The organism is Microbacterium sp. NPDC055910, assembly GCF_042271185.1.
In the GTDB taxonomy this organism is placed as follows: domain Bacteria; phylum Actinomycetota; class Actinomycetes; order Actinomycetales; family Microbacteriaceae; genus Microbacterium.
Genome location: NZ_JBHJZS010000008.1, coordinates 23,423 through 49,113 on the forward strand (window position 1 = coordinate 23,423; position 25,691 = coordinate 49,113).

Below are 25,691 nucleotides of genomic sequence, written 5' to 3' on the forward strand. Positions count from 1 at the left end.
GCCCTGGGCAAAGACGAAGGGTGGATGCCGCAGCATCCACCCTTCGTGTCGCGAACGCGACTTACTCCTTGTCAGCGGCCTTCTTCTTGGCCGGTGCCTTCTTGGCCGCCGCCTTCTTCGCGGGCTTCTCGGCCTCTTCGGCCTCGATCACCTCGTCAGCGTCGGCTGCGGCATCCGCGATCTCCTGCGCCTCTTCGACGACGTCTTCCTCAGCAGCCGGCTCGTCCTCGACGGCGACGAAACCGGTCAGGTCGACGGGCTTGCCGTTCGTGTCGACGACGGTGACCTTGCCGAGAGCGACAGCGAGCGCCTTGTTGCGGGCGACCTCGCCGACCATGGCGGGCAGCTGGTTGCCCTCCTGCAGGGCGTTGACGAACTCCTGCGGCGCCATGCCGTACTGCGAAGCCGACTGGATGAGGTACTGCGTGAGCTCTTCCTGCGAGACCTGCACGTCGGACTCTTCGGCGAGCTTGTCCAGCAGCATCTGCGTCTTGAACTGCTTCTCGCTCGCCTCGGCGACCTCGGCGCGGTGCACGTCGTCGTCGAGACGATTCTCGCCCTCGAGGTGGTTGTGCACCTCGTCCTCGATGAGCTGAGCGGGAACGGGGATGTCGATCTCGGTGATCAGCTTCTCGATGAACTTGTCGCGAGCGGCCGCGCCCTGCGCGAAGACCGACTGCTGACCGACGCGCTCGGCGAGGCTCTCGCGCAGCTCGGCGATCGTGTCGAACTCGCTCGCCATCTGGGCGAAGTCGTCGTCCGCGTCGGGCAGCTCGCGCTCCTTGACCGCCGTGACCGTGACCGAGACCTCGGCCTCTTCACCGGCGTGGTCTCCTCCGACGAGCTTCGAGCGGAAGGTCGTGTCCTCACCGGCGGTGAGGGAGTCGACGGCCTCGTCGATGCCCTCGAGCAGCTCGCCCGATCCGACCTCGTACGACACGCCCTCGGCGCGGTCGATCTCGGTGTCGCCGATCGTGGCGACCAGGTCCAGCTCGACGAAGTCACCGGTCGCGGCGGGGCGGTCGACCGCGATGAGGGTGCCGAACCGGCCCCGCAGACGGTCGAGCTCCTCGTCGATGGCTGCCTCGTCGGTCTCGACGGCGTCGACCTCGACGGTGATGGTGTCGAAGGCGGGCAGCTCGAATTCGGGGCGCACGTCGACCTCGATCGTGACCTCGAGGTCACCCGAGAAGTCCTTCTCGTTCGGCCACTCGGTGACCTCGGCGTTCGGGCGTCCGATGACGCGCAGCTCGTTCGCGGCGACGGCGTCACGGAAGAAGCCGTCGAGCCCGTCGCTCACCGCGTGCTCGAGCACCGCAACGCGTCCGATGCGCTGGTCGATGATCGGCGCGGGGACCTTGCCCTTGCGGAATCCCGGGATCTGGACGTCCTTCGCGATGTGCTCATACGCGTGCGCGATGCTCGGCTTGAGCTCGTCCGGGCTGACCGTGATGTTGAGCTTGACCCGGGTGGGGCTGAGCTTCTCGACGGTGCTGTTGACCATGCCTGTTCGTTCTCCTCGTTTGGACCGCACTCGGCCGCGGCGGATGAAGGTCTGGGGTCTCGGATCCCCGAGCGGGGTCGTGACGTCGGGGCGACAGGATTTGAACCTGCGACCTCCCGCTCCCAAAGCGGGCGCTCTACCAAGCTGAGCTACGCCCCGGGCAGGTCGCGCACGTATGCGGACACGAAACGGCCCTGAGAAGTCTAGCCGACCCTCGCGGTTCGCTCCTTCCGCGTGTCATGAGCGGCCGATCGATTCCGTTAGACTGGTCGACGTCGCGGCTTGCCGTCGCGACAGCTGGCGGGATTCCGCCGGCAGCGGGGCTGTAGCTTAGTGGTAAAGCCTTAGTCTTCCAAACTAATGATGCGGGTTCGATTCCCGTCAGCCCCTCCGAAGCTCCGACGTGCCGCCGTAGGCGGTGCGGCGGAGCTTTTGCGTGGGTGCCGTAGGAAGCGGGTCGCTTGCGGGTGGGCCCCCGCCGCGGAGGGCGGTGGGGACGATTCCCATCAGCCACTCCATTCCATCTCCCTCGGAAACTCGTGGGAGTTTGCGCCTCTCCACTGCCTCTGGCAGCTCCGGTCGCGCCACCCGCGTGCCAACAGGTGCGCCGAAAAGCGTCGCCCGAGGGGGTATCCATCGCACTCGCGAGCACCGCGTTCGGCTCCTCCGCGATGTGTGGAACGCGCGGCTCGTGCCGCTTCGTCGCCGCGAGTTCCCAACGGGTCGCTTGCGGCTAGTTGCGTGCGACCCGGGCGGCCGTATCAGCGCGCACTAGGTCTTTCACGCGACGAATCACTCGGGCGTCACCGGCTCGCCTCGTGAGGAAGCTCGATTCTGGGGAGCAGTTCGGGACCAGATGATCGCCTGGGCGCCCATGATGATCGCGAGCAGGGCGAAGATGACGATGCCGAAGATGTCCGATCCGTCTGCCGAGCCGGACTCCGCCAGCTTGATGGCGAGCATCATGACGTAAATCGCGCTGCCAATGCATGTAATGGCTGAACCGACGGCCAGGGCGATCGCGAATCCGGAGCGTTCAGGGAGCGGGCGACTCATGCCGCGACTCTAGAGCTAGACGATCACCTACAGGTAGAGCCACCAGACAGTCGCTGCCGTCGAGATAGCGTCCCCCAGCGCCGCTACCACCGTGTTGCCGGTGTTCGACCTCCCGACGTGACCGAGCGTCAGCATCAGAGACTGGTGATCAGGAGCGCCCCACGAGAGGCGGACTGAGTCTGGGATGCGCTGCCGCGTACAGCTCGCGCGCCAGCTCGACGTGCCGTAGCCGCTAGCATCCAGCAGTGACTTTGACCTTCGTGGCTGCGTGGCTCTGGCTCATCGGCAGCGCCTATCAGGTGTTCACCCTCGGTGCGGCGTGGCGCTCGTGGGATTCTGAGATCGACGCGGCCGGAAGAAAGTACCGCGACGAGTTGGCCCCCGCCGAACAGGCTCTGCGCGAACCACTCGTGGGCGAAACGGCACACGAGCGCCGCGCGTCGCATGACGAGCGGTTCATCCACTACAAGGCCGAAGCCGACCGTCTCGCCACAGAGTTCGATAAGCGCGTCAAGCGGGGTCGGCGACAGGTCGTCCACACCTTCTTCGCCTGGATCGTGATCCTCGCCGCCGCGATCGTCGGGGTCGCCGGCACCTGGCCTGCGAGCGTCTGAAGCGCCGACCGAAGGCCTCAGGCGGGAGCAGCGCCTTCGTGCTCGGCGGTGTGTGCGCGGTAGGCGTCGGCGTTTCGCAGGATGCCGTCGCGCTCCTCGGCGGTGAGCTCGCGTCGTACTTTCGCGGGCACTCCTGCCACGAGCGATCCGGGTGGCACGATCATCCCTTCCAGCACGACGGCTCCCCCAGCGACGAGCGAGCCCGCCCCGATCACGGCGCCCGACAGCACAACCGAGCCCATCCCGATGAGCGAGCCGTCTTCGATCGTGCAGCCGTGAACGACGGCGTTGTGGCCGACCGACACGTTCTCGCCGATCACGACGGGCGAGCCATGATCGACGTGCACCGAGACGTTGTCCTGCAGGTTGCTGCCCTGCCCGACCGTGATCGTGTCGCCGTCTGCGCGCAGCACGGCGTTGTACCAGACGCTCGCGCCCGGGCCGAGGGTCACGGCGCCGATCACGCGGGCGCCGGCGGCGACGAAGGCCGACGGGTCGAGCTGCGGCGCGGAGCCGCCGACGGACAGGATGGAGGCACCTTCGGCAACGGTCATGATCCGACCCTATTGCGCTCGTGCCGCGAGTGCGTCCTCGATCGCCGCCGTGTACGCCGGCGCGAGCGTGTCGGCGAACGTCACCGTGAGGTGGTCCTGATCGCGGTAGATGTTGGCACCTCCGACGACGGGCCAGCACCTCGCGTCATCGCAGAACACGTCGGTGAAGTCGAGCAGCGTGACCCCTTCGATCCCGGATGCCGCCTCGCGCAGCGGATCCTCGGCGACGAGCAGCTCCGACCGGGGTCCGTCGCAATCCGCTTGCGCCCGCGTGCGCAGGCATTTGTTGGGGTCCGTCTCCCACACGGGGTTGTCGACGACGGTGATGACGGGGATGCCGCGATCGAGCACCTCTCCCCACGCGCCCCGATACCCCGCGACGGCCGCGTCGAACGACGAGTCGTAGCCGGCCGAGGCGTAGGGCGTCGTCGCGATCGCGGCGGTGAAGACGGCGTCGATATCGCGGTCACCCAGCGCCGCCCGCACACCATCGCGCCATTCGGTGCACGCCTCGCCGAACGCTCCGGGAGTCGACAGCGGCGTCGTGCTCCACGGGCACGCGCCCTTGAACCAGGTCGTGAGGTGCCAGCCGTTGTCGTCGGCCATCCTCTGGAACGTCGACAGCAGCTGATAGGCGTGACTGTCGCCGACGAGAGCGATCCGCGGGGCATCCGGGTCGTCCGACCCGAACTCGCACGACACGGGCCGGGCGTCGTTCAGCTGGATGAAGCACTGGGGATCCCCCGGACGATCGATGCCCGCGAAGCCCGGCGCGGGCAGGATCGTGTCCCCCGCATCCGTCTCGCCGCACGCGTCGTCGAGCACGACCGCCGCTCCGAAGCACTCCGGGGGGTTCTCGCGCAGCTCGGCGATCTCGCGCACGCCTGAATCGTAGGCCGGGGCGTTGATCGCCCACGCGCCGACAGCCGTGCCGGCCACGAGCAGCATCGCGGCGAGCGACGACCACAGCGTCACGCGCGCGGGACGCGAGGTGAGCACCTTCCAGCTGCGCGCCGGGTCCTCGACGAAGATCTTCGTCAGCCACGCGAGCACGAAGCACAGCACGAGCAGGGCGACCCGGTGATAGATCGTGAGTCCCCAGAACGGCACGGACGGCGCGATGACGATGAGCGGCCAGTGCCACAGGTACAGCGAGTACGAGATGTCGCCGACGAACTGGGCGGGGCGCAGAGACAGGATGCGCGTCGGATACCACCAGCGATCGGTATTGGATGCCGCGATGATGGCTGCGGCGCCGAGCGTCGGCAGCACCGCCATATAGCCCGGGAACGGCGTCTGCGCGTCGAACTCGAAGGCCACGTACAGCAGCAGGAGCACGCCGCCCCAGCCCAGGACGAAACTGCCCAGCGCATGGCGCACCCGCAGCATCGGGATGAGCGCGACGAGTGCTCCGACGCCGAACTGCCACATGCGCCCGAAAGTCACGAAGTACGCCGGCGCGGGGTCGGTGATCGTGAAGACGACGCAGAAGATGAACGAGATGACCGTCACGACGCCGAGGGTCACGAGCACGGCGCGTCGCCGCGCGCCGTGGAAGAGCTTCACGCCCATCCATGCGCCGAGCAGCATGATGAGCGGCCACATGACGTAGAACTGCTCTTCGAGCGACAGCGTCCAGTAGTGCTGGACCGTCGTCGGATCGCCCGCGTGGTTGAGGTAGTCCGCCGAGGTGAGCGCGAGGAACCAGTTCTCGACGTAGAACGTCGAGGCGAGGATCTCCTGAATTTCATTCGGCAGAGCCGACGTCGGCGTCAGATACGGGGTCGCGGCCGCGAGAGCGCACACGAGCAGCACGAGCAGGGATGCCGGCAGCAGACGTCGCGCACGGCGGGCCCAGAACTGCCCGAGACGCACTGTGCCCGTCGCGGTGAGCTCCCGCATGATGTGCCCCGTGATGAGGAAGCCCGAGATGACGAAGAAGATGTCGACGCCGACGTAGCCACCCGAGAGCCTCGCCGGCCAGAAGTGGTAGAGCACGACGAACAGCACGGCGATGGCGCGCAGGCCCTGCACGTGCGGCAGGAACCGGGACGGTTCGGCGTGCTCCGGCGAGCGGTCGTCCGGCTGACGCAGCACCACGCGTGAGGGCTTGCGCAGGTTTTGGGGACCGAGATCATGATCGGCAGAAGGCACGCCTCGACGTTAGTCGAGACAGCCGCGCTTGCCGCGCAGGCTCCGCGCGGTTAGCGGAGCCTTCTCTTGCTTGCGGAATGATGCCGGTTGAGTAGCGTTGGATTCGTTGGAACACCTGCGCGGGCGCGCAGCATCCGACCTGTATGGAGGCGAGAGACATGACCAAGACGAACACGACCCCCGCGACCGCTGCCGACCCCACCGTCGCCGCTGCGACCGCTCAGTTCCTCACCCCCGTGGTCCTCGGGCTTCAGGGCCTCGCTGTGAACGGCAAGCAGGCGCACTGGAACGTGCGCGGCACGAACTTCATCGCGATCCACGAGCTTCTCGATTCGGTCGTCGCCAACGCGCAGGCCGGCGCCGACCAGGCCGCGGAGCGCATCGTCGCTCTCGGCCTGCCGGTCGATGCGCGTGTCGCGACGATCGCGGAGAAGACCGCCACGACCGCCGTCCCGGCGGGATTCACCCAGTGGGAAGCGCTCATCCGCAACGTCATCACCGACATGGACCGGGTGATCGCCGACACGCAGTCGGCCATCGACGGCCTCGACGAGATCGATCTGACGAGCCAGGACGTCGCGATCGCCATCAAGGAGACGCTCGAGAAGGACCGCTGGTTCCTCTTCGCGCACCTGGCCGAGTAGGCGCGACATCTCGATACGCGCCTGCGGCGCTACTCGATGACCGGGTGCACACGCCGGCGGCGCTACTCGATGACCGGGTGCACGCGCCGGCGGCGCTACTCGATGACGGGGTCGGGGCCTTCGGGCCTCGGCCCCGTTCGCGTGCCGGCCCCTATCGCTGAAGGAACGCCAGTACGGCGAGCACGCGGCGATGGTCGGACCCGGAATCCTCGAGGCCGAGCTTCTGGAAGATCGCCCGCACGTTCTTCTCGACGGCGCCCACGCCGATGAACAGCCGTTGCGCGATCGTGCCGTTGCTGCGACCCTCCGCCATGAGCTCGAGCACGTCGCGTTCACGGCGCGTGAGCGATGAGACAGGATCGGGCCGCGCGGCGATGAGCTGGCGAACGACGTCCTGGTCGAGCACCGTACCTCCGGCGCGCACGCGCTCGACAGCATCCGTGAACTCCTCGAGTGAGGTGACACGGTCCTTCAGCAGGTAGCCGACACTCCCGTCGCCGCCCGCGAGCAGTTCGCGCGCGTACACGCCTTCGACGTACTGACTGAGGACGAGGATGCCGACACGGGGCAGAGCCGCGCGCAGCGCCAGGGCGGCGCGGATCCCCTCGTCTCGAAAACCGGGTGGGAGCCGCACATCGAGGATCGCGACGTCGGCATCGGCGGCAGCGACACGAGCGACGATGTCCTCGGCATCACCGAACGCGCCGGCCGTGACGTAACCGGCCTCGTCGAAGAGACGCACGAGCCCTTCGCGGAGCAGAACGGAGTCCTCGACGAGGACGACCCGGGCGGGGCGGTCGGGGGCGGAACTCATCCGTTCAGGATAGGCACGGATCACGGCCCGGCGATCGGGATGTGCACGCCGACCGACGTGGGACCGCCGACCGGGCTGTCCACCACGAAGTGACCGCGCAGCCCCGCCGTCCGCTCACGCAGGCCCTCGAGACCGTGGCCGGAGGTGATCCGTGCGCCCCCGGCACCGTTGTCGACGACCCACACGTCGAGCATCGCGAGCGTGTCCGGTGTCGCGGGTCGCACGACGGCGCGCAGCGTCACAGCGGTGGCTCGTGCGTGCTTGATCGCGTTCGTGATGAGCTCGGACACCGTGAAGTACACGGTGCGGGCGACCTCGGGGGTCACAGCCGTGTCCAGATCCGGCGCGAGATCGACGTGCACGGTGAGGGGCGTCGCCGCTGCGACGGCGGCGAGCGCTGCGGACAGGCCGCGGTCCTGCAGGAGCGGCGGCGCGACTCCGCTGGACAGAGCCCGCAGTTCGTCCAAAGCGGCCTTGGCGTGCGTGCGAGCCTCACGGGCGAGATCGGCGGCAGCATCCGCGTCGCCCGCTTCGGCCCGGCGCTCGAGGGCGGCGAGGTCCATCTGCAGACGCACGAGCCGCTGCTGGGGTCCGTCGTGGATGTCGCGCTCGAGTCGGCGTAGGGCGACATCCTCCGCGTGCACGGCGGCTCCGCGCGCTGCCGCTTCGGCGCGCACCTCGTCGGCGAGGTCGTCCGAACGCCACCGGCCGAGCATGCCCGCCGCGATGGCGTGGTGCACGACCGCGAGTCCTCGCATCACCCACGGCAGGGTGATCGTGAACAGCGCTCCGGCCAGGAGGTAGAGCACGGACTCCACGACGCGCCCGTCCCACCCGCCGAACAGCCACGGCAGCGCGTCGGCGACGTACTCGCCCCACGGCGCGCCCTCGCGAGGCACGAACACACTCCAGAACCAATAGGTGAGCCCGCCCAGGCTCACGCTCAGCCACGCGATCGTGACCGAGAACGTCGCTGCGCTCACGACGGGATTCACGATCGTGCCGTGGACGAGCGAGAGCCAGTACCGCACATTCCGGATCGGCCGGGTCACCGTCATCCAGAACCCGTTCTGATCCGGCCGATCACGGCTCCAGACGGGCTCCTCGATGGCAGGCAGCCCCGTCAATCGCAGGATGAAGCGATCGGCGACGCCGAATCCGCGGGCGACGACGAGCGACAGGACGATGATCGGCAGACCGACGACGAGGACGATGAGACCGGCGCCCGCCGCGAACAGCGGCACGAGGACGCTGATCGATGCCATCGCGACCGCGAAGACGGCGATCAGATAGACGGCGCTTCCCGGAACGTGCTTCCACAGCGAGCCGTAGCCGGCCCAGAACCCTCGTCGGGCCGGGCGGACGTCAGTGGTCGTGGTGGTCATCGCTGTCTCCTTCGGGACGCTTCAGGGCCGGTGTCTGGCCCGGTTCGACGACCAGGAACTGTCCCATCATGCCCTGGTCCTCGTGCCACAGCAGGTGGCAGTGGTACATGTACGGCGTCGTGGGGTCGGCATGGTCGCTGAATCGCACGAGCAGGCGGTATTCGCGTCTCCACTCGAGAGCGATCGTGTCCTTCCACCCCGCGAGACGGGCGGGCGGCGGTGCGCCGTCGACGTCGACGATGCGGAACTGCGTGTCGTGGACGTGGAACGAGTGCGGGAGCGGATTGATGTTGCGCACCGTCCACAGCTCGTTCGTGTCGACGATGGAGACGTGGTCGACGCGGCCCATGTCCATCTGCCGGTCGTTGATGTTGTGCCCGGACAGCTCGAACGTCCGCTCTGCGGCGATGTCCTCGGCCGCGACGGCGGGCAGTATCACGAGTCTGTCGGGCACATCCGGCGACGGCGCGAGGGATGCCGCGGCGCGCAGCTCCAGGACGTCGAACGAGTCCGCGCCCGCGTGCAGCTGCGGATCGGGCGACGTCGACCCGAGCACGATCCGCTCCCCGGCCGTGACGTGGACGACGATCTCGGCACGCTCTCCGGGAGACAGCGGGATGCCGGTGGCATCGACCGGTGCATCCAGAAGTCCGCCGTCCGTCCCGATCAGCTGGAAGACGCGGTCGTCGGCGAAGGCGAAGTGGTACATGCGGGCGCTCGACCCGTTGACGATCCGCAGCCGCACACGCTGTGTCGTGACCTCGAGGTACGGCGATGCCGTGCCGTTGACGAGGATCGTGTCCCCGAGCGCACCGTCGAAGGTCGTCCCGACCCGTCCGTCGAAGGAGCCGTCGCTGTGGAAGCGGCGATCCTGCACGATGAGCGGCACGTCGTCGATGCCGTAGGTGCGCGGCAGATCGAGCCCGGCTTCCTCGTCATCGCGCAGCAGGAACAGACCCGCCAGGCCTGCGTCGACCTGCTCACGCGTCCGCCCGTGCAGGTGCGGGTGGTACCAGAGGGTCGCTGCCGGCTGGTCGACGGTCCACTCGGCGCGCCACGAACCGCCCGACGCGATGGTGTTGTGCGGTCCCCCGTCCATCGCTGCGGGCACGTGCATGCCGTGCCAATGCACGGTCGTGGGGTCGCCGAGCTCATTCGTGACATCGACCCGCACCGATTCGCCGCGCTGCGCGGCGAGCGTCGGACCCAGATGTGCGCCGTTGTAGCCGAGCGTCCGCGTCGTCCCCTGCGAGACGATGTCGCTCGCCCCCTCCTGCGCGACGAGGTCGAACACGCGCACGCCGTCTTCCATACGGCCTTCGTCCAGCGGCGGGATCGCGAGTTCGGTGTCGAACGTCGTCGTGCCGGCGGCGGGGGGCGCCGTGCGACCGACCTCGGTCAGCGCCCACAGGCAGCCCGTCGCGACCGCCGCCACGAGGGGCACCGCGACGAGCACGGCGAGCAGACGCCTACGGCGCCGGTGCGGTGACGGCGCGGGTGAGACGGGTGGCGTGGGCGAAGCTGTGGACACTCATCCAGCGTCGCGAGAACGTGCGTCCCGCGGCATCCGAGCAGCATCCGAAGGTATCGGGGGGACAGCCCCCGCCCTCCGCCGCCTACCCCGCGTGCGTCACGCGTCCGGCGAGCAGCGTCGCCGCCACGCGCATGCCACGCAGCTGCGCCTCGGTCGCCTCGAGCGGATCGTGCTCGGTCAGCGCGAGGTCCGCGACGGCGCCCACCTCGATGCGTGCGCCCTTCGCCGAGCCGCCGTGTGTCGATGCCGCCAATGCCGTCGCGCGATCGACACCCTCCTCGGGACGCCACGGCTCACGGCCGTCGCGGTTGCGGAAGACGGCGGCGGCCATCGCCGCCCACGGGTCGAGCGGCGCGACGGGAGCATCCGACCCGAACAGCAGGTTCGCGCCCGTGTCGGCGAGCGCGCGCAGCGGGTAGGGCAGCGCCGTCTGGCCGGCCCAGATCGCGTCGGTCATGTCACGGTCGTCGATCGCATGCTCGGGCTGCACGCTCGCCCCGACGCCGAGGCGACCGAACCGCGGGATGTCGGCGTGCGCGACGAGCTGGGCATGCTCGATCGTGCCCCACGCTCCCGTCGCCGCGAACGCGTCGAGCGCGTGCGAGTTCGCGACGTCACCGATCGCGTGGATCGCGCAGGCGATGCCCGCCCCGGTCGCACGCGTCATGAGGCTCCGCAGTGTGCCGGGGTCGACCGTGAGCAGACCGCGGTGGGACGGGTCCTCGGGGTAGGCATGCGAACAGGCGGCGGTGCGCGTGCCGAGCGAGCCGTCGGTGATGACCTTGAGCGGGCCGACGCGAACGAGATCGGATGCCGCCCCGCGGGCGACGTCGCCGGTGCGCAGCCCGTCGGCGATCGCGCGGTCGAGGAACTGCGGGTAGATGCCGTACTCGACACGCAGCGTGTCGAACCCCGATGCCAGACGACGTACCCACGCGTCCTCGTTCCACGACATGTCGAGATCGACGACGCCGACGACACCGCGGGAGGCGGCATCCCGCGCCATCGCGGCGACGAGGTCGTCGGCCACGGCCGCGTCGACGGCGTTGAGCCGGCGGGAGATCTCGAAGGCGGGCTCCTCGCGGAGCATGCCGTCGCCGTCCGGCGGGTGGCCCTCACGGCGCAGGGCGGCGGAGTTGAGCCACACGCTGTGCACGTCGGCGTTGATGAGGTAGGTGGGGATGTCGCCGGTCGTGGCGTCGAGCATCTCGCGCGTCGGTGCGTCCGGCCAGAGGGCGTCGCGGAAACCGACGCCCACGCGTCGTCCGTCGGCGAGGACCGGCGCACTCCCCATGATTCGTGCCGCCTCGCGCGCGCTCGCGGCGGCGCCGAGTGCTTCTCGCTGCGCGACGAGTGCCCACTGCACGACGTGCACATGGTGGTCCCACAGCCCGGGCACGAGCCAGGACCCGTCGGCGTGAAGCGTCTCGCCTCGGTGCGCCAGAGCACCCGCCGGGGCGATGTCGGCGATGCGCCCGTCTGAGACGAAGACGTCGACGGGCCCCTCATCGGGAAGCAACTCGCGCCCGGCACCGGCGATGCGGGCGTTCGCGATCGTCGCGATCCGCGCGCCCTTCATGCTCCCGCTCCGCGGGCCGCGGCCATCGCGTCGTGCGCGCGACGCATCTCGGCGGCGAGTGACGGATTCGCCCACGGCGCGTCTCCCGCCAGCTCGGCGATGATCGTCTCGACCACGTCGGTCGACTTGTTCTGACTCAGCTTGCGCTTGGCGACGACCTTCGACGGCGTCAGCCGGAAGCCGACGGTCCCCTTCGCCAGACGTTCGACCGCGGCGGGATCGTTCGGCGGCTCCCACATCAGCCGGGGCTGCGGCATCCCCCGTTCGAACCGCTCGACGAGCCCGTCGAGCACGCTCAGATTCTCGTCGTGCGAGAGGATCTCGGGGATGCCGGTGAGGTGTGCCGAGACGAAGTTCCAGGTCGGCACCTGGGTGCCGCCGTCGTACCACCCGGGCGATATGTATCCGTGCGGACCTTGGACGACCACGAGCAGCTCCCGCTCGCCGAGGCCGTGGATCAGATCGTCGGGACGACCGACGTGGCCCACGATCGTGAGGTCGTCGCGCGTGTCGTCCAGCAGTACGGCGTAGTGGGACGCCACGAGGCCGTCATCGGTCTTGCTCACGAGGGTGACCCACGGATTCTCGTCGATGAGTCGTCGCAGCTCGGCGAGGTCGGTCATCGCGAAGCTCGGGTTCTGACGCATCCCCTCAGCTTAGGTTTCACCGCTGACAATTCGGGCACCAGTAGAGCTTGCGACCGGCCGCCTCTTCGACGACGACGGACGTGCCGCAGATGCGACACGGAAGCCCCGCCCGGTGGTAGACCCAGTGGCGGTCGTCGCGGCTGGCCATGGCGGCGCGCCATTCGTCGGCACTCAGGTCGTCCATCGTCATCATCTGACCGGTCTCGACCCCGATCGACAGCAGCCTGACCCAATCGCGCCAGAGCTCGCGCACGGTCTCTTCGGGCACGTCACGACCCGGAGTGTGCGGGTTCTGGCGGGCGCGGAACAGCATCTCGGCGCGGTAGACGTTGCCGATGCCGCTCACGACCGCCTGGTCCATGAGGAGCAGCCCGATCGGGGTGGGCTTGCGGCGCACGACGGCGACGAATCGCTCTTCCCCCTCGGCGACGTCGTCGACGAGCGGGTCGGGGCCGAGCTTCGCGATGGTCGCCGCCATCTCGTCGGGCGTCTGCAGCGCGCACGCCGTCGGCCCGCGCAGATCGGCGCACGTCGTGTCGGTCAGCAGCCGCAGCCGCACCTGCCCGACGACCGGCGGCGGCCACTCGTCGTCTTCGCCGGACAGGCCCGTCGTCTGCTCGGACATGCGCACGTGCACGCGCGCACGGCGGGGAGCGCCGATCGATGTCAGCGAGTTCTCGCCCGCGGCATCCATGATCGGCTCGGCGTCGGTGGTGCCGCGCTGATTCGTCTGCCCCATGCGTCCGTTGGCGGCCGCGATCGTGGCATCCGCGACGATCTCGCCCGCGAAGTCCCATGCGCCGTACATGCCCAGATGCACGCGCAGCCAGATGCCGTCGTCGAACTCGAGGAACATCTGCTTGCCGACGGCACGGACGGCGGTCACCGTGCGACCGTCGATCACCGCTGCTCCGTCGGCGAAGCGACCCTGAGGGCTCGAGGCGGCGACGATGCGCCCCACGAAATTGCGGTCGAACTGACGGGCGATGCGGTGGACGGAATGCCCCTCGGGCATCAGCCCGCCTCGGGGTCCATCGCGTCGGCGGACTCGCCGCCGACGGCGATCGCGGCACGGGGGTCGGGTTCGAGCGATCCGTCGATCTCGAACGCGGCGATCTGCCCGATCCGGCGCACGTGACGCTCATCTCCCGGGAACGGGGTCGCGATGAAGCGGTCGATGAAGGTCGTCGCCTCGTCGAACGTGTGCTGGCGGGCGCCGATCGCGATGACGTTCGCGTCGTTGTGCTCACGGGCGAGTTCTGCCGTCGCGATGCTCCACACGAGCGCCGCGCGGATGCCGCGCACCTTGTTGGCCGCGATCTGCTCGCCGTTGCCCGAACCTCCGAAGACGACGCCGAGCGTCTCGACGCCGTCGGCCTGGTCCCGCGCGACGGCCTGCGCCGCCCGGATGCAGAACGAGGGGTAGTCATCGACGGCGTCGTACTCGATCGGGCCGTGGTCGACGACCTCGTGGCCCTTCTCTGCGAGGTGGTGCTGGAGCTGCGTGGAGAACTCGAGGCCGGCGTGATCGGTCGCGATGTGGATGCGCATGGCACCCATCCTAGGGACGGGCACCGGCGTCAGGGCGCGACTCCCGCGGCGGCCGGCTTGAACCCCGCGCGGATGTTCTCGCAGCACGCGGGGCGGCACACGTCGAGCCACGGCCCGAGGTCGGTCAGGTGGGGGCGATCAGCGGCGGGAGTCCCCCGCAGCCGCTCTTCGACGAGGTCGATCAGGCCCGAGACGAAGACGGGGTCGATGCCGGGGGTCGGCGTGCGGACGGCGCGCACACCCGCTTCCTCGGCGGACTCCATCGCCTCGGTGTCGAGGTCCCACAGCACTTCCATGTGGTCGCTCATGAACCCGAGCGGGACGATCGCGACGGCGGCGACACCGTCGGCGGGCAGCTTCTCGATGACGTCGTTGATGTCCGGCTCGAGCCAGGGCTGCGTGGGCGGACCCGAGCGGGACTGGTACACCAGCTCCCACCCGACCGTCGCCGCGGCGGGGATCTCGGCGGCGACCGCGGCCATGACGACCTCGGCGACGGCGAGATGCTGCGCGGGGTAGGCGCCCAGCGGTCCGAGATCACCGTCGCGCGGTCCCGACCGCTCGGCGTCGTCCGTCGGGATGCTGTGGGTCGAGAACAGCACGCGCACGGCTGCGGCGTCGATGCCGTCGGCGAGGAAACCCGAGACCGCGTCGCGCACGCCGTCGATGAAGGGCGTGACGAACCCCGGGTGGTCGAAGAACTGGCGCACCTTGTCGATCGTGACGGATGCCGCGAGGTCGGTCGCCGTCAGCACGCGTGCGAAGTCCTCGCGGTACTGGCGGCAGCTCGAGAACGACGAGTAGGCGCTCGTGGCGAGCGCGAGCAGCGTCGTGTCGCCGGCGGCCGCAGCCTCGGTGACCGCCTCTTCGAGGTACGGCGCCCAGTTGCGGTTGCCCCAGTACACCGGCAGGTCGATGCCGCGCCGGGCGAGTTCGGCCTCGAGGGCCGCCTTGAGCGCCCGGTTCTGCGCATTGATGGGGCTGATCCCGCCGAAGTGGCGGTAGTGGTGCGCGACCTCTTCGAGGCGTTCGTCGGGGATCCCACGACCGCGGGTGACATTGCGCAGGAACGGGATGACGTCGTCCTGTCCCTCCGGACCGCCGAAGCCTGCCAGAAGCAGACCGTCATAGGCCAGGGGCGTCTCGACATGGGGGGCTCCGGACGCCGCGGCATCCGACGCGAACGGAACGTGCTGGCCTTCGCGAATCGTCATGCGTCCATCCTGACAGCGTGCGAGGCGTTCTCGGCCCGCGGAGCGCGGACCCGCTGACGTAGGCTGTTCGGGTTGCCGCCGTCGCCACCCGCGTCCGGCATCGACCCGATCCACAGACCACGGGAGCATCGCAGTGCCTGGAGAGAACCTCACTCGGATCGAGGCGCAGGAACGCCGCGCCGTCATCCGCCCCTCGACGACCGCGCTGAACGCGATCACGTACGACGTCGCACTCGACCTCACGAAGGGCGACGAGGTCTTCGGATCGCGCACGACCGTCCGTTTCGGCGCGCTCGAGGGTGCCGAAACCTTCATCGACCTGATCGCGCGCGAGGTGCACTCGATCACGCTCAACGGGCGCGACGTGCCGGTCTCGGCGTTCGCCGACTCGCGCATCGCGCTGACGGAGCTCGCCGCTCAGAACGAGCTCGTCATCGACGCCGACTGCCTCTACACCAACACGGGCGAAGGCCTGCACCGCTTCGTCGACCCCGTCGACGGCGAGGTCTACCTGTATTCGCAGTTCGAGGTGCCCGATTCGCGGCGCATGTACGCCGTCTTCGAGCAGCCGGACATCAAGGCGACGTTCCAGTTCACCGTGACCGCTCCCGAACCGTGGAAGGTCGTCTCGAACTCCCCCACTCCCGAGCCGAAGCGTCACGGCGACGGCACGGCCACGTGGACGTTCGAGTCGACGCCGCCGATCTCGTCGTACATCACGGCGCTCGTGGCGGGCCCCTACGAGGCGACGTTCTCCGAGCTGACGAGCACGTCGGGTCGTGTCATCCCGCTCGGCGTGTACGCCCGCAAGAGCCTCTGGCAGCACCTCGACGCCGACTACATCTTCGACAAGACGCGTGAGGGCTTCGCGTACTTCGAGGAGAAGTTCGACTACCCGTACCCCTTCGCGAAGTACGACCAGCTCTTCGTGCCCGAGTTCAACGCCGGTGCGATGGAGAACGCCGGTGCCGTCACGTTCACCGAGACGTACGTCTTCCGCTCGAAGGTGACCGACGCCGTCAAGGAGCGCCGGGTCGTCACGATCCTGCACGAGCTCGCCCACATGTGGTTCGGCGATCTCGTCACCATGAAGTGGTGGAACGACCTCTGGCTCAACGAGTCGTTCGCGGAGTGGGCCTCCACGATCGCGACCGCCGAGGCCACGGAGTGGACCGAGGCGTGGACGACGTTCAACGCGATGGAGAAGACCTGGGCCTACCGCCAGGATCAGCTGCCTTCGACGCATCCCGTCGTCGCCGAGATCACCGATCTCGAAGACGTGCAGGTCAACTTCGACGGCATCACATACGCCAAGGGCGGCTCGGTCCTCAAGCAGCTCGCCGCCTGGGTCGGCATCGAGCAGTTCTTCGCGGGCGTCGCGGCATACTTCAAGAAGCACGAGTGGTCGAACACCGAGTTCGGCGATCTGCTCGCCGAACTCGAGGAGACCAGCGGCCGCGACCTGACGACATGGGCGCGCAAATGGCTCGAGACGTCGGGGGTCAACACCCTCTCCCCCGAGATCGTGACCGACGTCGACGGGTTGATCACGCGGTTCGCGATCGTCCAGACCGCGCCCGCCGACTACCCCACGATCCGGCCGCACCGCCTCGGCGTGGGCATCTACCGGCTCCAGGACGACGCACTCGTCCGCGTGCACGATCTCGAGCTCGACGTCGACGGAGATCTGACCGAGGTGCCCGAGTTGAAGGGCGTCTCACGCGGCGATCTCGTGCTGCTCAACGACGGCGACCTCGCGTACGCGAAGATCCGTCTCGACGAGCGTTCCCTGCAGACGGCGATCGACCACCTCGGCAAGATCCACGACCCTCTCGCGCGTTCGCTCGTGTGGGGCGCTGCCTGGGATCAGACGCGCGACGCCGAAGCCTCGGCCTCGGACTACGTCGACCTGGTGCTGCGCAACATCGCGTCCGAGACCGAATCGACGACGGTCCGCACGACGCTGGCGCAGCTGCTGCTCGCGGCGAACTCGTACGTCGCACCCGAGACGCGCGACGCCACCCGGAAGAAGGTCGCCGACGCGCTCTGGCAGCTCGCCGCGACCGCCGAGGCCGGCAGCGATAGCCAGCTGCAGTTCGCGACGTCGTTCGCCGCCGCCGCGTCGACGACCGCGCAGTGGGAGCAGGTGCGTCGGCTGCGGGACGGCGAGGACGTGCTCACGGGGCTCGAGATCGACACCGACCTGTCCTGGCAGCTGCTCGTCTCGCTCGCCGCGGGGGGTCTCGTCACGGCGGAGGACATCGACGCCGCACTCGCCGGCGACAACACGGCGAAGGGCGGGGAATTCGCCGCACAGGCGAAGGCCGCGCTGCCCACGGGCGAAGCCAAGCGCGCAGCGTGGGATGCCCTCGTCGGCAACGACGATCTGCCCAACACGCTCGTGCGCGCGGCGGCTCTGGGATTCGGCAACCCGGCGAGCCGGGATCTGCTGCGCGACTTCGTGCCGGCGTACTTCGACATGCTGCTGCCGGTCTGGGAATCGCGCACGTACAAGATCGCGGAGTACCTGATCTTCGGGCTCTACCCGGCCGCGCTCGCGGACATCGAGCTGCGCGACGCGACGCGCGCATGGCTCGCGTCGCACCTGGACGCGCCGCCGGCGCTGCGCCGTCTCGTCGCCGAGAACCTCGCGGGCGTCGAGCGCGCTCTCGACGTGCAGGATCGCGACGCCGAGTAGACGCGTGATCATGGATGCCTCGGCTCTCGCACTCAGGCGAAGCCGAGGCATCCGTCGTTAGGATCGGGGCGATGATGTGGACCCTCGCCGACACGACCGCGCCCGACCCGGATGCGCCGGTCATCACCGATCCTCATTTCTGGGAACAGGTGCTGGCGTTCCTCGTCGAATCCGGCTGGAACATTCTGCGGGTCGCGGGCATCATCGTCGTGGCGTTCCTGATCGCGTGGGCGCTGCGACTGGTCATCCGTCGCGTCGTGCATCGCATCGTCAACGGCGCCAAGACGAAGGCCGACGTGACCGACACGATGGCGCTCGAGCGGTCGCCTCTCGCATCGGTCCGCCTCGTGCAGCGCACCCGGACGCTCGGGTCGATCCTGCAGAACATCGTCAACGTCTCGATCGTCATCGTCGCGCTGCTGCTCATCGTCAACGTGCTCGCGCCCAACGCCCTCGCCTCACTCACGCTTCTCACCGCCGCGATCGGCGCGGGCCTCGGCTTCGGCGCGCAGAACATCGTCAAGGACGTGCTCAACGGCATCTTCATCGTCGCCGAGGACCAGGTCGGCATCGGTGACGTCGTCGATCTGGGGCTGGCCACCGGAATCGTCGAATACGTCAGCGTCCGCATCACGCACGTGCGCGACGTCAACGGCACGCTCTGGTATGTGCGCAACGGCGAGATCCTGCGGATCGGCAACCTCTCGCAGGGCTGGTCGCGCGTCATCATCGACCTCGCCGTTCCCGCCGACAGCGATATCGACGCGGTCGAGCAGACCATGCTCGACACCGCCGGCGAACTGGCGAAGGATCCCAAGTGGCGCACGCGCATCCTCGAGAACCCCGAGGTGTGGGGACTCGAATCGGTGACCGGTGACGCGCTCGTGATCCGTCTGGTCATGAAGACGCGCGCGAACGCGAAGGACGACGTCGCCCGTGAGCTGCGGGTGCGTATCAAGCGCTCGATGGACGATCTGGGTGTCTCGGTCCCGCAGCTCAGCACGGTCATGCTGAGCGGTCTCGAGAGTGCCGGCCGCGTGCGCGGCTCGAATCCGCCCCGGACCAAGCCGCAGGCCACGATCAGCCCTGCGTCGGCTGCCCGGCCGGTGTGGAAGCCGAAGCGGACGCCGAAGACGCCGCCCGCAACACCCGACACACCTCCGGAGGACTCATGACGGATGCCGCATCCCCGACCTTCTTCGACGAGATCGGCGGCCACGCGACGTTCACGCGTCTCGTCGAGGTCTTCTATCGCGGGGTCGCCGACGACGACGTGCTGAAGCCGATGTATCCCGAGGAGGATCTGGGGCCCGCCGAACGCCGCCTGCTGCTGTTCCTGGAGCAGTATTGGGGCGGGCCGACGACCTACAGCCAGGAACGCGGCCACCCTCGCCTGCGAGCCCGCCACTCGCCCTTCCACGTCAACCCCGACGCGCGGGACCGCTGGCTCGCCCACATGCGGGTCGCCGTCGACGAGCTCTCCCTCTCGCCCCTGCACGAGGCGACGCTGTGGGACTATCTCGAGCGCGCTGCGCACGCCATGGTCAACACGTTCGAGCCCACCGAAATCGGCCCGTCTCCGGACGGCCGCGATTCGGCATCGATCGTGCTCACCCCGGAGTCTCCGGCCGCCGACTGAGAGACGTCCACCGACGAAGGAGTCGCCATGCCCACCACGACCCGCAGCACCGACGTGCTCATCATCGGATGGGGTCTTGCGGGGCTCGTCGCAGCGGGCGAAGCCGCCGCCGCCGGCAAGCAGGTCGTGATCATCGATCAGGAGCCGCGGGTCAACCTGGGCGGGCAGGCCTGGTGGTCGTTCGGCGGACTGTTCTTCGTCGACTCACCGGAACAACGCCGCATGGGCATCGCGGACTCGCTCGACCTCGCCCGCCAGGACTGGCTCGGCACCGCCGGCTTCGACCGCGACGAAGACGCCTGGCCACGCCGCTGGGCCGAGGCCTACCTCGACTTCGCTCATGCCGAGAAGCGCTCCTGGCTGCGCGAGAAGGGCGTCGGCTTCTTCCCGATCGTCGGGTGGGCCGAGCGCGGCGGCTATTCCGCGACGGGCCCCGGCAACTCGGTTCCCCGATTCCACGTCACGTGGGGCACGGGGCCCGGCGTCGTGGCGCCTTTTCGCGCCGCCGTGGAACAGGCCGAGGCGGTCGGCCGCATCACCATCCTGCCGCGCCACCGGGTCAGCTCGCTGTCGTTCACCGACGGCGTCGTCACCGGCGCGATCGGCGATGTGCTCGCTCCCTCGGGGGCGGCCCGGGGGCATGCGTCCTCGCGGGACGTGGTCGGCTCGTTCGAGATCGCAGCGAGCGCGACGCTCATCGCGGCGGGAGGCATCGGCGGCAACCATGACCTCGTCCGGCGACACTGGCCGCCGCGTCTGGGCACGCCACCGATGACGATGGTGACCGGTGTCCCCGCGTACGTCGACGGGTCCATGGTCGGACCCGCGCAGAGTGCGGGTGCCCGGTTCATCAACGAGGACCGCATGTGGCATTACGTCGAGGGTCTGCAGAACTGGGACCCGGTTTGGCCGGATCACGGCATCCGGATCCTCCCGGGACCGTCCTCGATCTGGCTGGACGCCACGGGACATCGTCTGCCCGTGCCGCTCTTCCCCGGATTCGACACGCTCGGAACCCTCGCCCACCTGCGCGGGACGGGACACGATCACTCGTGGTTCGTGCTGTCGCAGAAGATCATCGAGAAAGAGTTCACGCTGTCGGGCAGCGAGCAGAATCCGGACCTGACCGGGAAGGACCTCGCGCTGCTCGCCCGCTCCCGACTCGGGAAGGGCGCCGCAGGACCCGTGCAGGCGTTCATGGACCGCGGCGCGGACTTCGTCGTGCGCGACTCGCTCGACGACCTCATCCGGGGCATGCAGGCTCTGCCGGGCGGCGACCTGATCGATGCGGCTCGTGTCCGATTCGAGGTCGAAGCCCGCGATCGGGCGGTCGACAACGACTTCACGAAGGATGCGCAGATCGCGATGCTGCGCTCGGCGCGCGCCTACCGCGGTGACCGCCTCATCCGAACGGCAGCACCGCATCGGATCCTCGACCCCGCGGCCGGTCCCCTCATCGCCGTCAAGCTGCACGTCCTGACGCGCAAGTCGCTCGGCGGCATCGAGACCGACCTCGCCGCTCGCGCGCTGTCGTCACAGGGCGACCCCGTGCCCGGCCTCTACGCGGCCGGGGAGGCGAGCGGGTTCGGGGGCGGCGGCATGCACGGCTATCGGGCTCTCGAGGGGACGTTCCTCGGGGGATGCCTGTTCTCCGGACGGATCGCGGGTCGCGCGATGGCGGCCTCCGTCTGACCGGATCAGGACCGCCCCGTGGGGCGGACCTCCGTCAGCCCGCTGCGGACCGGACCGCGTACGAGGACGTGGCCGCGCGCGAGCGTGAGTCTCGTCCAGGCACCCGCCGTGCGGATGACCGCGTGCTCCTCGCCTCCGATGAAGCCGAGCCCGAAGGCGGCGAACGCCACCCCCAGCGGCAGCCCGTCGAGCGCCTCGTCGGGGCTCCCCCACACCGATGCGCGCACGGCGCGCACGGCGTCTTCGCCCGCGTCGCGCGGCACCGCCTCGGCGACCGCGGCGATGCCCCATTGCGCCCGCGACGCGAGTGTGGCCGCGGCGATCGCTTCGCCCTGCTGCCAGCCGCCGCGCGGCGGCGAGACACCCGTCCATGCCGGCGAGAGACCGGTCTCCGGCAGCACGACGGCCGTGGCATCGTCATCGGCCGCGCGCAGCTCGCTCGCCTCGACGACGATGTCGCACACCAGTTCGGGGTCGACCGTGAGCACCCGCATCCCGAGCACCGTGGGCGTGGAATCCATCAGCCCGCGCGGCGCGAGGGGCGCGCTGGTCATCGCGAGCACGCCGTCCGCGCCGCGCAGCCGCACGGCGCCGTCCCCGAGAACGGCCGCGCGGCCGGCGAAGGTGAGCGCATCGGCAGCCGAAGCCGCGTCGCCGAAGACAAGACGTGGGGACATCCGACCTAAACTACCAAGCGGCAGCGGGGCGAGACTCCGGCCGACCAGAGATGGAGACCCCAGTGACGGATGCCCCCGAGCCCACGCACGCGAGAACGCAGGCGGATCCTGTCGCTTCGATGCTGGCCGTGCTCGACCTCGCCGATTCCGAAGCGCGCACGACCGAAGACATCTTCACGGGCGTGTCGCAGTCGATGCCGCTCGGACGCGTCTACGGCGGGCAGGTGCTCGCGCAGTCGATCGTCGCGGCGTCACGGACGCTTCCCGACGACCGCACGGTGCATTCCATGCACGGGTACTTCCTGCGCCCCGGTGACGCCGACGCGCACATCACGTTCGCGGTGGACCGCATCCACGACGGTCGTTCGTTCTCGACTCGTCGCACGCAGGCGTTCCAGGAGGGCGTGCCGATCTTCTCGATGATCGCCTCCTTCCAGGACGAGGACACGGGGCTCGAGCATCAGGCTCCGATGCCCACCGGAGTGCCCGACCCCGAGGACCTGCCCGACGTCGAATCACAGCTCGACGGGCTGCATCCCATGACGAAGCGGATGTACACGGATCGGCCGCTGGATCTGCGCCACGTCGCATCGCCGATCTACACGAAGGTGACCGGCGAGCATCGCCCCGAGCAGGCGGTGTGGATGCGGGTGCGCAGCGCGGTGCCCGACGATCCGGCCCTCCACCGCGCAGCCCTGGCGTACCTCAGCGATCTCACCATCCAGGAGGCGATCCTGCGCGCGCACGGCATTCCGTGGGCGACGCCGGGACTCAAGGTCGCGAGTCTCGATCACGCGATGTGGTGGCACCGTCCGGGGCGCGTGGACGACTGGATGCTCTACGTCCAGGAGTCCCCCAGCGCGCGCGGCGGTCGCGGGCTCGCGAACGGGCGCATCTACTCGCGCGAGGGCGTACTCATCGCGAGCGTCGCTCAGGAGGTCATGGTGCGGGTGCCGGGCGAGGGCTGAGCGGATCAGCGACGATAGCGGATCGGGTCGCCGAGGAACGGCGACAATGTCGATCGCTCGTGCGCGGTCAGGCGCGTCGGCGATCCGGCGGCGACGTCCACGAGCACCACGACGGCCGACGACCGGGCGTAGAGCACTTGCGGATCATCGCCCAGCGGGCTGAACACCTCGAAGCAGACCTCGATGCTCGAACCGCCGATCTTGCTGATCCACAGCTGCACGTCGAGCGGCCGGTGCCCGTAGGGCACGGGACGCAGGTACTCGATCTCCTGTCGGGCGACGAGGGTCGCGCGCTCGCCGCCGCCTTCGAGCACCGTCATGTCGAAGATCGCGGTCGGGGCGGCTTCGGCATCGCCTTCGGGCAGCCAGAAGGCGCGCAGACGAGCCTCTTCGAGCAGCTTGAGCATCGATGTGTTGTTGACGTGGCCGAGCGCGTCGAGGTCTCCCCACCGCAGATGGATCGGGATGTGCACTCGGCCGAGACCGGCGGCGTCAGTCACGCGTGAGCTTGCGGTATGCCGAGCGGTTCGGCTTGGCCGCGTCGGGCCCGAGGCGCTCGATCTTGTTCTGCTCGTACGCGTCGAAGTTACCCTCGAACCAGTACCAGTTGTCCGGGTTCTCTTCGGTTCCCTCGTACGCGAGGATGTGGGTCGCGATGCGGTCGAGGAACCAGCGATCGTGCGTGATCACGACGGCGCAGCCGGGGAACTCCAGCAGCGCGTTCTCGAGCGACTGCAGCGTTTCGACATCGAGGTCGTTCGTCGGCTCGTCCAGCAGCAGGAGGTTGCCGCCCTCTTTGAGCGTGAGAGCGAGGTTGAGTCGGTTTCGCTCGCCACCCGAGAGCACGCCGGCCTTCTTCTGCTGGTCAGGGCCCTTGAACCCGAACTTCGAGACGTACGCGCGCGACGGGATCTCGATCTTTCCGACCGTGATGATGTCCAGTCCGTCGGACACGACCTCCCACAGGGTCTTGTTCGGGTCGATGTTCCCCCGCGACTGGTCGACGTAGCTGATCTTGACGGTCTCGCCGATCTTGAGCTGGCCGCCGTCGAGCGGCTCGAGGCCGACGATCGTCTTGAACAGCGTCGTCTTCCCGACGCCGTTGGGCCCGATGACGCCCACGATTCCGTTGGGCGGCAGGCTGAAGCTCAGGTTGTCGATGAGCGAGCGGCCGTCGAACCCCTTCTGCAGGTTCTTCGCCTCGATCACGACGCCGCCGAGTCGCGGGCCCGGCGGGATCTGGATCTCCTCGAAATCGAGCTTGCGCGTGCGCTCGGCCTCGGAGGCCATCTCCTCGTAACGGGCCAGGCGCGCCTTGGACTTGGCTTGGCGGCCCTTCTGGTTGGAGCGGACCCACTCCAGCTCGTCGGCGAGTCGCTTGGCGAGCTTGGCGTCCTTCTTGCCCTGCACTTCGAGCCGATCGCGCTTCTTCTCGAGGTACGTCGAGTAGTTGCCCTCGTAGCCGATGAGGCGACCGCGGTCGACCTCGGCGATCCATTCCGCCACGTTGTCGAGGAAGTAGCGATCGTGCGTGATGGCGATGACGGCGCCGGTGTACTTCTGCAGGTGCTGTTCGAGCCACAGCACGCTCTCGGCGTCGAGGTGGTTCGTCGGTTCGTCCAGCAGCAGCAGGTCGGGCTTCTGCAGCAGCAGCTTGGTCAGCGCGACCCGACGCTTCTCACCGCCGGACAGGTTCGAGACCGACGCATCGCCGGGGGGCGTGCGCAGCGCGTCCATCGCCTGCTCGAGCTGCGAGTCGAGGTCCCAGGCGTCAGCGGCGTCGATCTCCTCCTGCAGCGTGCCCATCTCGGCCAGCAGCGCGTCGAAGTCGGCATCGGGGTCGCTCATCAGCGCGGAGATCTCGTTGAACCGGTCGAGCTTCGCTTTGATCGCGATGCCGTCCTGGATGTTCTCCAGCACCGTCTTGGACTCGTCGAGTTCGGGCTCCTGCATGAGGATGCCGACCGTGAACCCGGGGCTGAGCTTCGCCTCGCCGTTGGACGGCGTGTCCAGGCCCGCCATGATCTTGAGGATCGTGGACTTTCCGGCCCCGTTGGGGCCGACCATGCCGATCTTCGCTCCGGGGAGGAACGCCATCGTCACGTCATCGAGGATCAGCTTCTCGCCGACCGCCTTGCGGGCGCGGACCATCGAGTAGATGTACTCAGCCATGCGAATCCTGCTCTCCTTGGACTGCGGACGTCAGCCCCCCAGCCTACCGGCCGTGAGCAGGTCACCAGTCGATCGGCCGCGTGCGCCCGATGAGGCATCCGCCTTCGGCCAGTGCGTCGACGACCGTGGCGACGGGATCGCCGGTCGCGGGACCGACCTGCCCGATGAGACATTCGGATCCCCACAGCACCGAGAACTGCAGGCTCTCGGCGCGGTGCCCGACGGTCGAGAGGTCCTCCGTGACCTCCATCGCCGCCCTGTCGAATCCGGCCGCGGTGAGCGCGTCGATGTAGGCGCGGCCCGCGTCGTTGTGCTCCCCCGCCCACACGGCCTCGACGACCTGGCGGAAGATCGGCAGATTGTCCGAGGCTGTGCCGTCGGGAAGGAACACGACCGCGTCGGGCGTCGGCGTCTCGGTCGGTGTCGGGGGCGCACTCCCCGTCGCCGACTCAACCGGGGCGGGGGCGGTGTCGGTGCATCCGCTCAGCACCAGCAGACCGGCGCATACCGCGGCCGCTGTCGCCGTCGCACGGCGGACTCGAACAGAGTCCTTCTGAGTGGATCGGGGCACCGGAACAGTCTAGAGGCGCCGTCC

Annotated in this window: 23 protein-coding genes and 2 tRNA genes; 8 read left to right on the top strand and 17 right to left on the bottom strand. The window is 69.0% G+C overall.

Annotation, left to right across the window (positions count from 1 at the left end; translation table 11 throughout):
* Positions 1-61: 61 nt before the first annotated feature.
* Positions 62-1,504 carry a trigger factor gene (gene tig / locus ACFC3F_RS05685; RefSeq protein WP_376127508.1) on the bottom strand — a complete coding sequence of 481 codons (1,443 nt, stop codon included), beginning with the start codon at positions 1,502-1,504 and terminating at the stop codon, positions 62-64.
* Between the two features lie 85 nt (positions 1,505-1,589).
* Positions 1,590-1,663, bottom strand: a tRNA-Pro gene (locus ACFC3F_RS05690).
* Positions 1,664-1,823: 160 nt separating this feature from the next.
* On the opposite strand from ACFC3F_RS05690, the gene ACFC3F_RS05695 reads away from it, so the two are divergent.
* Positions 1,824-1,894: transfer RNA gene (locus ACFC3F_RS05695), tRNA-Gly, on the top strand.
* Between the two features lie 402 nt (positions 1,895-2,296).
* Here the strand turns inward: ACFC3F_RS05695 and ACFC3F_RS05700 are convergent.
* Positions 2,297-2,560, bottom strand: coding sequence for a hypothetical protein (locus ACFC3F_RS05700; protein ID WP_376127510.1), 264 nt, complete (start codon positions 2,558-2,560; stop codon positions 2,297-2,299).
* A gap of 245 nt (positions 2,561-2,805) precedes the next feature.
* Between ACFC3F_RS05700 and ACFC3F_RS05705 the strand changes: the two genes are divergently transcribed.
* Positions 2,806-3,174, top strand: coding sequence for a hypothetical protein (locus tag ACFC3F_RS05705; RefSeq protein WP_376127512.1), 369 nt, complete (start codon positions 2,806-2,808; stop codon positions 3,172-3,174).
* A gap of 17 nt (positions 3,175-3,191) precedes the next feature.
* Here ACFC3F_RS05705 and ACFC3F_RS05710 read toward each other — a convergent pair whose 3' ends face one another.
* Both ACFC3F_RS05710 and ACFC3F_RS05715 read right to left on the bottom strand, forming a co-directional pair.
* Complete coding sequence (locus ACFC3F_RS05710) at positions 3,192-3,728, bottom strand: gamma carbonic anhydrase family protein (protein ID WP_376127514.1); 537 nt, start codon at positions 3,726-3,728, stop codon at positions 3,192-3,194.
* Positions 3,729-3,737: 9 nt separating this feature from the next.
* The gene (locus tag ACFC3F_RS05715) at positions 3,738-5,882 is read right to left on the bottom strand and encodes an acyltransferase family protein (RefSeq protein WP_376127515.1); all 2,145 of its coding nucleotides are present in this window, start codon (positions 5,880-5,882) and stop codon (positions 3,738-3,740) included.
* 158 nt (positions 5,883-6,040) lie between these two features.
* On the opposite strand from ACFC3F_RS05715, the gene ACFC3F_RS05720 reads away from it, so the two are divergent.
* The gene (locus ACFC3F_RS05720) at positions 6,041-6,526 is read left to right on the top strand and encodes a Dps family protein (protein ID WP_376127517.1); all 486 of its coding nucleotides are present in this window, start codon (positions 6,041-6,043) and stop codon (positions 6,524-6,526) included.
* A 151-nt stretch (positions 6,527-6,677) separates the two neighbouring features.
* On the opposite strand, the gene ACFC3F_RS05725 is transcribed toward ACFC3F_RS05720, so the two are convergent.
* From ACFC3F_RS05725 to ACFC3F_RS05760, 8 genes are all read right to left on the bottom strand, one after another.
* Positions 6,678-7,340 (bottom strand): response regulator transcription factor, encoded by a 663-nt coding sequence (locus tag ACFC3F_RS05725; RefSeq protein ID WP_376127519.1) that lies wholly within the window; start codon positions 7,338-7,340, stop codon positions 6,678-6,680.
* Positions 7,341-7,360: 20 nt separating this feature from the next.
* Complete coding sequence (locus ACFC3F_RS05730; RefSeq protein ID WP_376127521.1) at positions 7,361-8,725, bottom strand: sensor histidine kinase; 1,365 nt, start codon at positions 8,723-8,725, stop codon at positions 7,361-7,363.
* Complete coding sequence (locus ACFC3F_RS05735) at positions 8,706-10,256, bottom strand: multicopper oxidase family protein (protein ID WP_376127522.1); 1,551 nt, start codon at positions 10,254-10,256, stop codon at positions 8,706-8,708. Before ACFC3F_RS05735 ends, ACFC3F_RS05730 begins: the two co-directional genes overlap by 20 nt.
* Before the next feature lie 85 nt (positions 10,257-10,341).
* Positions 10,342-11,838 (bottom strand): amidohydrolase, encoded by a 1,497-nt coding sequence (locus ACFC3F_RS05740; protein WP_376127524.1) that lies wholly within the window; start codon positions 11,836-11,838, stop codon positions 10,342-10,344.
* Complete coding sequence (locus ACFC3F_RS05745) at positions 11,835-12,485, bottom strand: FMN-binding negative transcriptional regulator (RefSeq protein ID WP_376127526.1); 651 nt, start codon at positions 12,483-12,485, stop codon at positions 11,835-11,837. Before ACFC3F_RS05745 ends, ACFC3F_RS05740 begins: the two co-directional genes overlap by 4 nt.
* Positions 12,486-12,501: 16 nt before the next feature.
* The gene (locus ACFC3F_RS05750) at positions 12,502-13,500 is read right to left on the bottom strand and encodes an Fpg/Nei family DNA glycosylase (RefSeq protein ID WP_376127528.1); all 999 of its coding nucleotides are present in this window, start codon (positions 13,498-13,500) and stop codon (positions 12,502-12,504) included.
* Entirely contained in the window at positions 13,500-14,036 is a 537-nt protein-coding gene (locus tag ACFC3F_RS05755; protein WP_376127530.1) for a ribose-5-phosphate isomerase, read from the bottom strand. The genes ACFC3F_RS05750 and ACFC3F_RS05755 overlap by 1 nt, the downstream gene beginning before the upstream one ends.
* Before the next feature lie 29 nt (positions 14,037-14,065).
* Positions 14,066-15,250: a ferrochelatase gene (locus tag ACFC3F_RS05760; RefSeq protein ID WP_376127532.1), complete on the bottom strand. Its 1,185-nt coding sequence runs from the start codon at positions 15,248-15,250 to the stop codon at positions 14,066-14,068.
* A 133-nt stretch (positions 15,251-15,383) separates the two neighbouring features.
* Between ACFC3F_RS05760 and pepN the strand changes: the two genes are divergently transcribed.
* The 4 genes from pepN to ACFC3F_RS05780 all read left to right on the top strand — a co-directional run bounded on the left by pepN (position 15,384) and on the right by ACFC3F_RS05780 (position 21,279).
* A complete protein-coding gene (pepN, locus tag ACFC3F_RS05765; RefSeq protein WP_376127533.1) occupies positions 15,384-17,948 on the top strand; it encodes an aminopeptidase N in 2,565 nt (854 codons plus the stop codon).
* Between the two features lie 74 nt (positions 17,949-18,022).
* Entirely contained in the window at positions 18,023-19,123 is a 1,101-nt protein-coding gene (locus ACFC3F_RS05770) for a mechanosensitive ion channel family protein (RefSeq protein WP_376127642.1), read from the top strand.
* Positions 19,120-19,587, top strand: coding sequence for a globin (locus tag ACFC3F_RS05775; protein ID WP_376127535.1), 468 nt, complete (start codon positions 19,120-19,122; stop codon positions 19,585-19,587). Before ACFC3F_RS05770 ends, ACFC3F_RS05775 begins: the two co-directional genes overlap by 4 nt.
* Before the next feature lie 27 nt (positions 19,588-19,614).
* On the top strand, positions 19,615-21,279 hold the full coding sequence (locus ACFC3F_RS05780; RefSeq protein WP_376127537.1) for an FAD-binding dehydrogenase: 1,665 nt from the start codon (positions 19,615-19,617) through the stop codon (positions 21,277-21,279).
* Positions 21,280-21,284: 5 nt separating this feature from the next.
* Here the strand turns inward: ACFC3F_RS05780 and ACFC3F_RS05785 are convergent, their stop codons facing one another.
* Positions 21,285-21,956 carry a hypothetical protein gene (locus tag ACFC3F_RS05785; protein ID WP_376127538.1) on the bottom strand — a complete coding sequence of 224 codons (672 nt, stop codon included), beginning with the start codon at positions 21,954-21,956 and terminating at the stop codon, positions 21,285-21,287.
* 119 nt (positions 21,957-22,075) lie between these two features.
* Between ACFC3F_RS05785 and ACFC3F_RS05790 the strand changes: the two genes are divergently transcribed.
* Positions 22,076-22,924 carry an acyl-CoA thioesterase gene (locus ACFC3F_RS05790; RefSeq protein ID WP_376127644.1) on the top strand — a complete coding sequence of 283 codons (849 nt, stop codon included), beginning with the start codon at positions 22,076-22,078 and terminating at the stop codon, positions 22,922-22,924.
* A gap of 5 nt (positions 22,925-22,929) precedes the next feature.
* Here ACFC3F_RS05790 and ACFC3F_RS05795 read toward each other — a convergent pair whose 3' ends face one another.
* The 3 genes from ACFC3F_RS05795 to ACFC3F_RS05805 form a co-directional block, all read right to left on the bottom strand.
* Positions 22,930-23,424, bottom strand: coding sequence for an acyl-CoA thioesterase (locus tag ACFC3F_RS05795; protein WP_376127539.1), 495 nt, complete (start codon positions 23,422-23,424; stop codon positions 22,930-22,932).
* Entirely contained in the window at positions 23,417-25,096 is a 1,680-nt protein-coding gene (ettA, locus tag ACFC3F_RS05800; RefSeq protein ID WP_376127540.1) for an energy-dependent translational throttle protein EttA, read from the bottom strand. The genes ACFC3F_RS05795 and ettA overlap by 8 nt, the downstream gene beginning before the upstream one ends.
* Before the next feature lie 61 nt (positions 25,097-25,157).
* Entirely contained in the window at positions 25,158-25,667 is a 510-nt protein-coding gene (locus ACFC3F_RS05805; RefSeq protein ID WP_376127542.1) for a DUF6993 domain-containing protein, read from the bottom strand.
* Positions 25,668-25,691 lie beyond the last annotated feature (24 nt).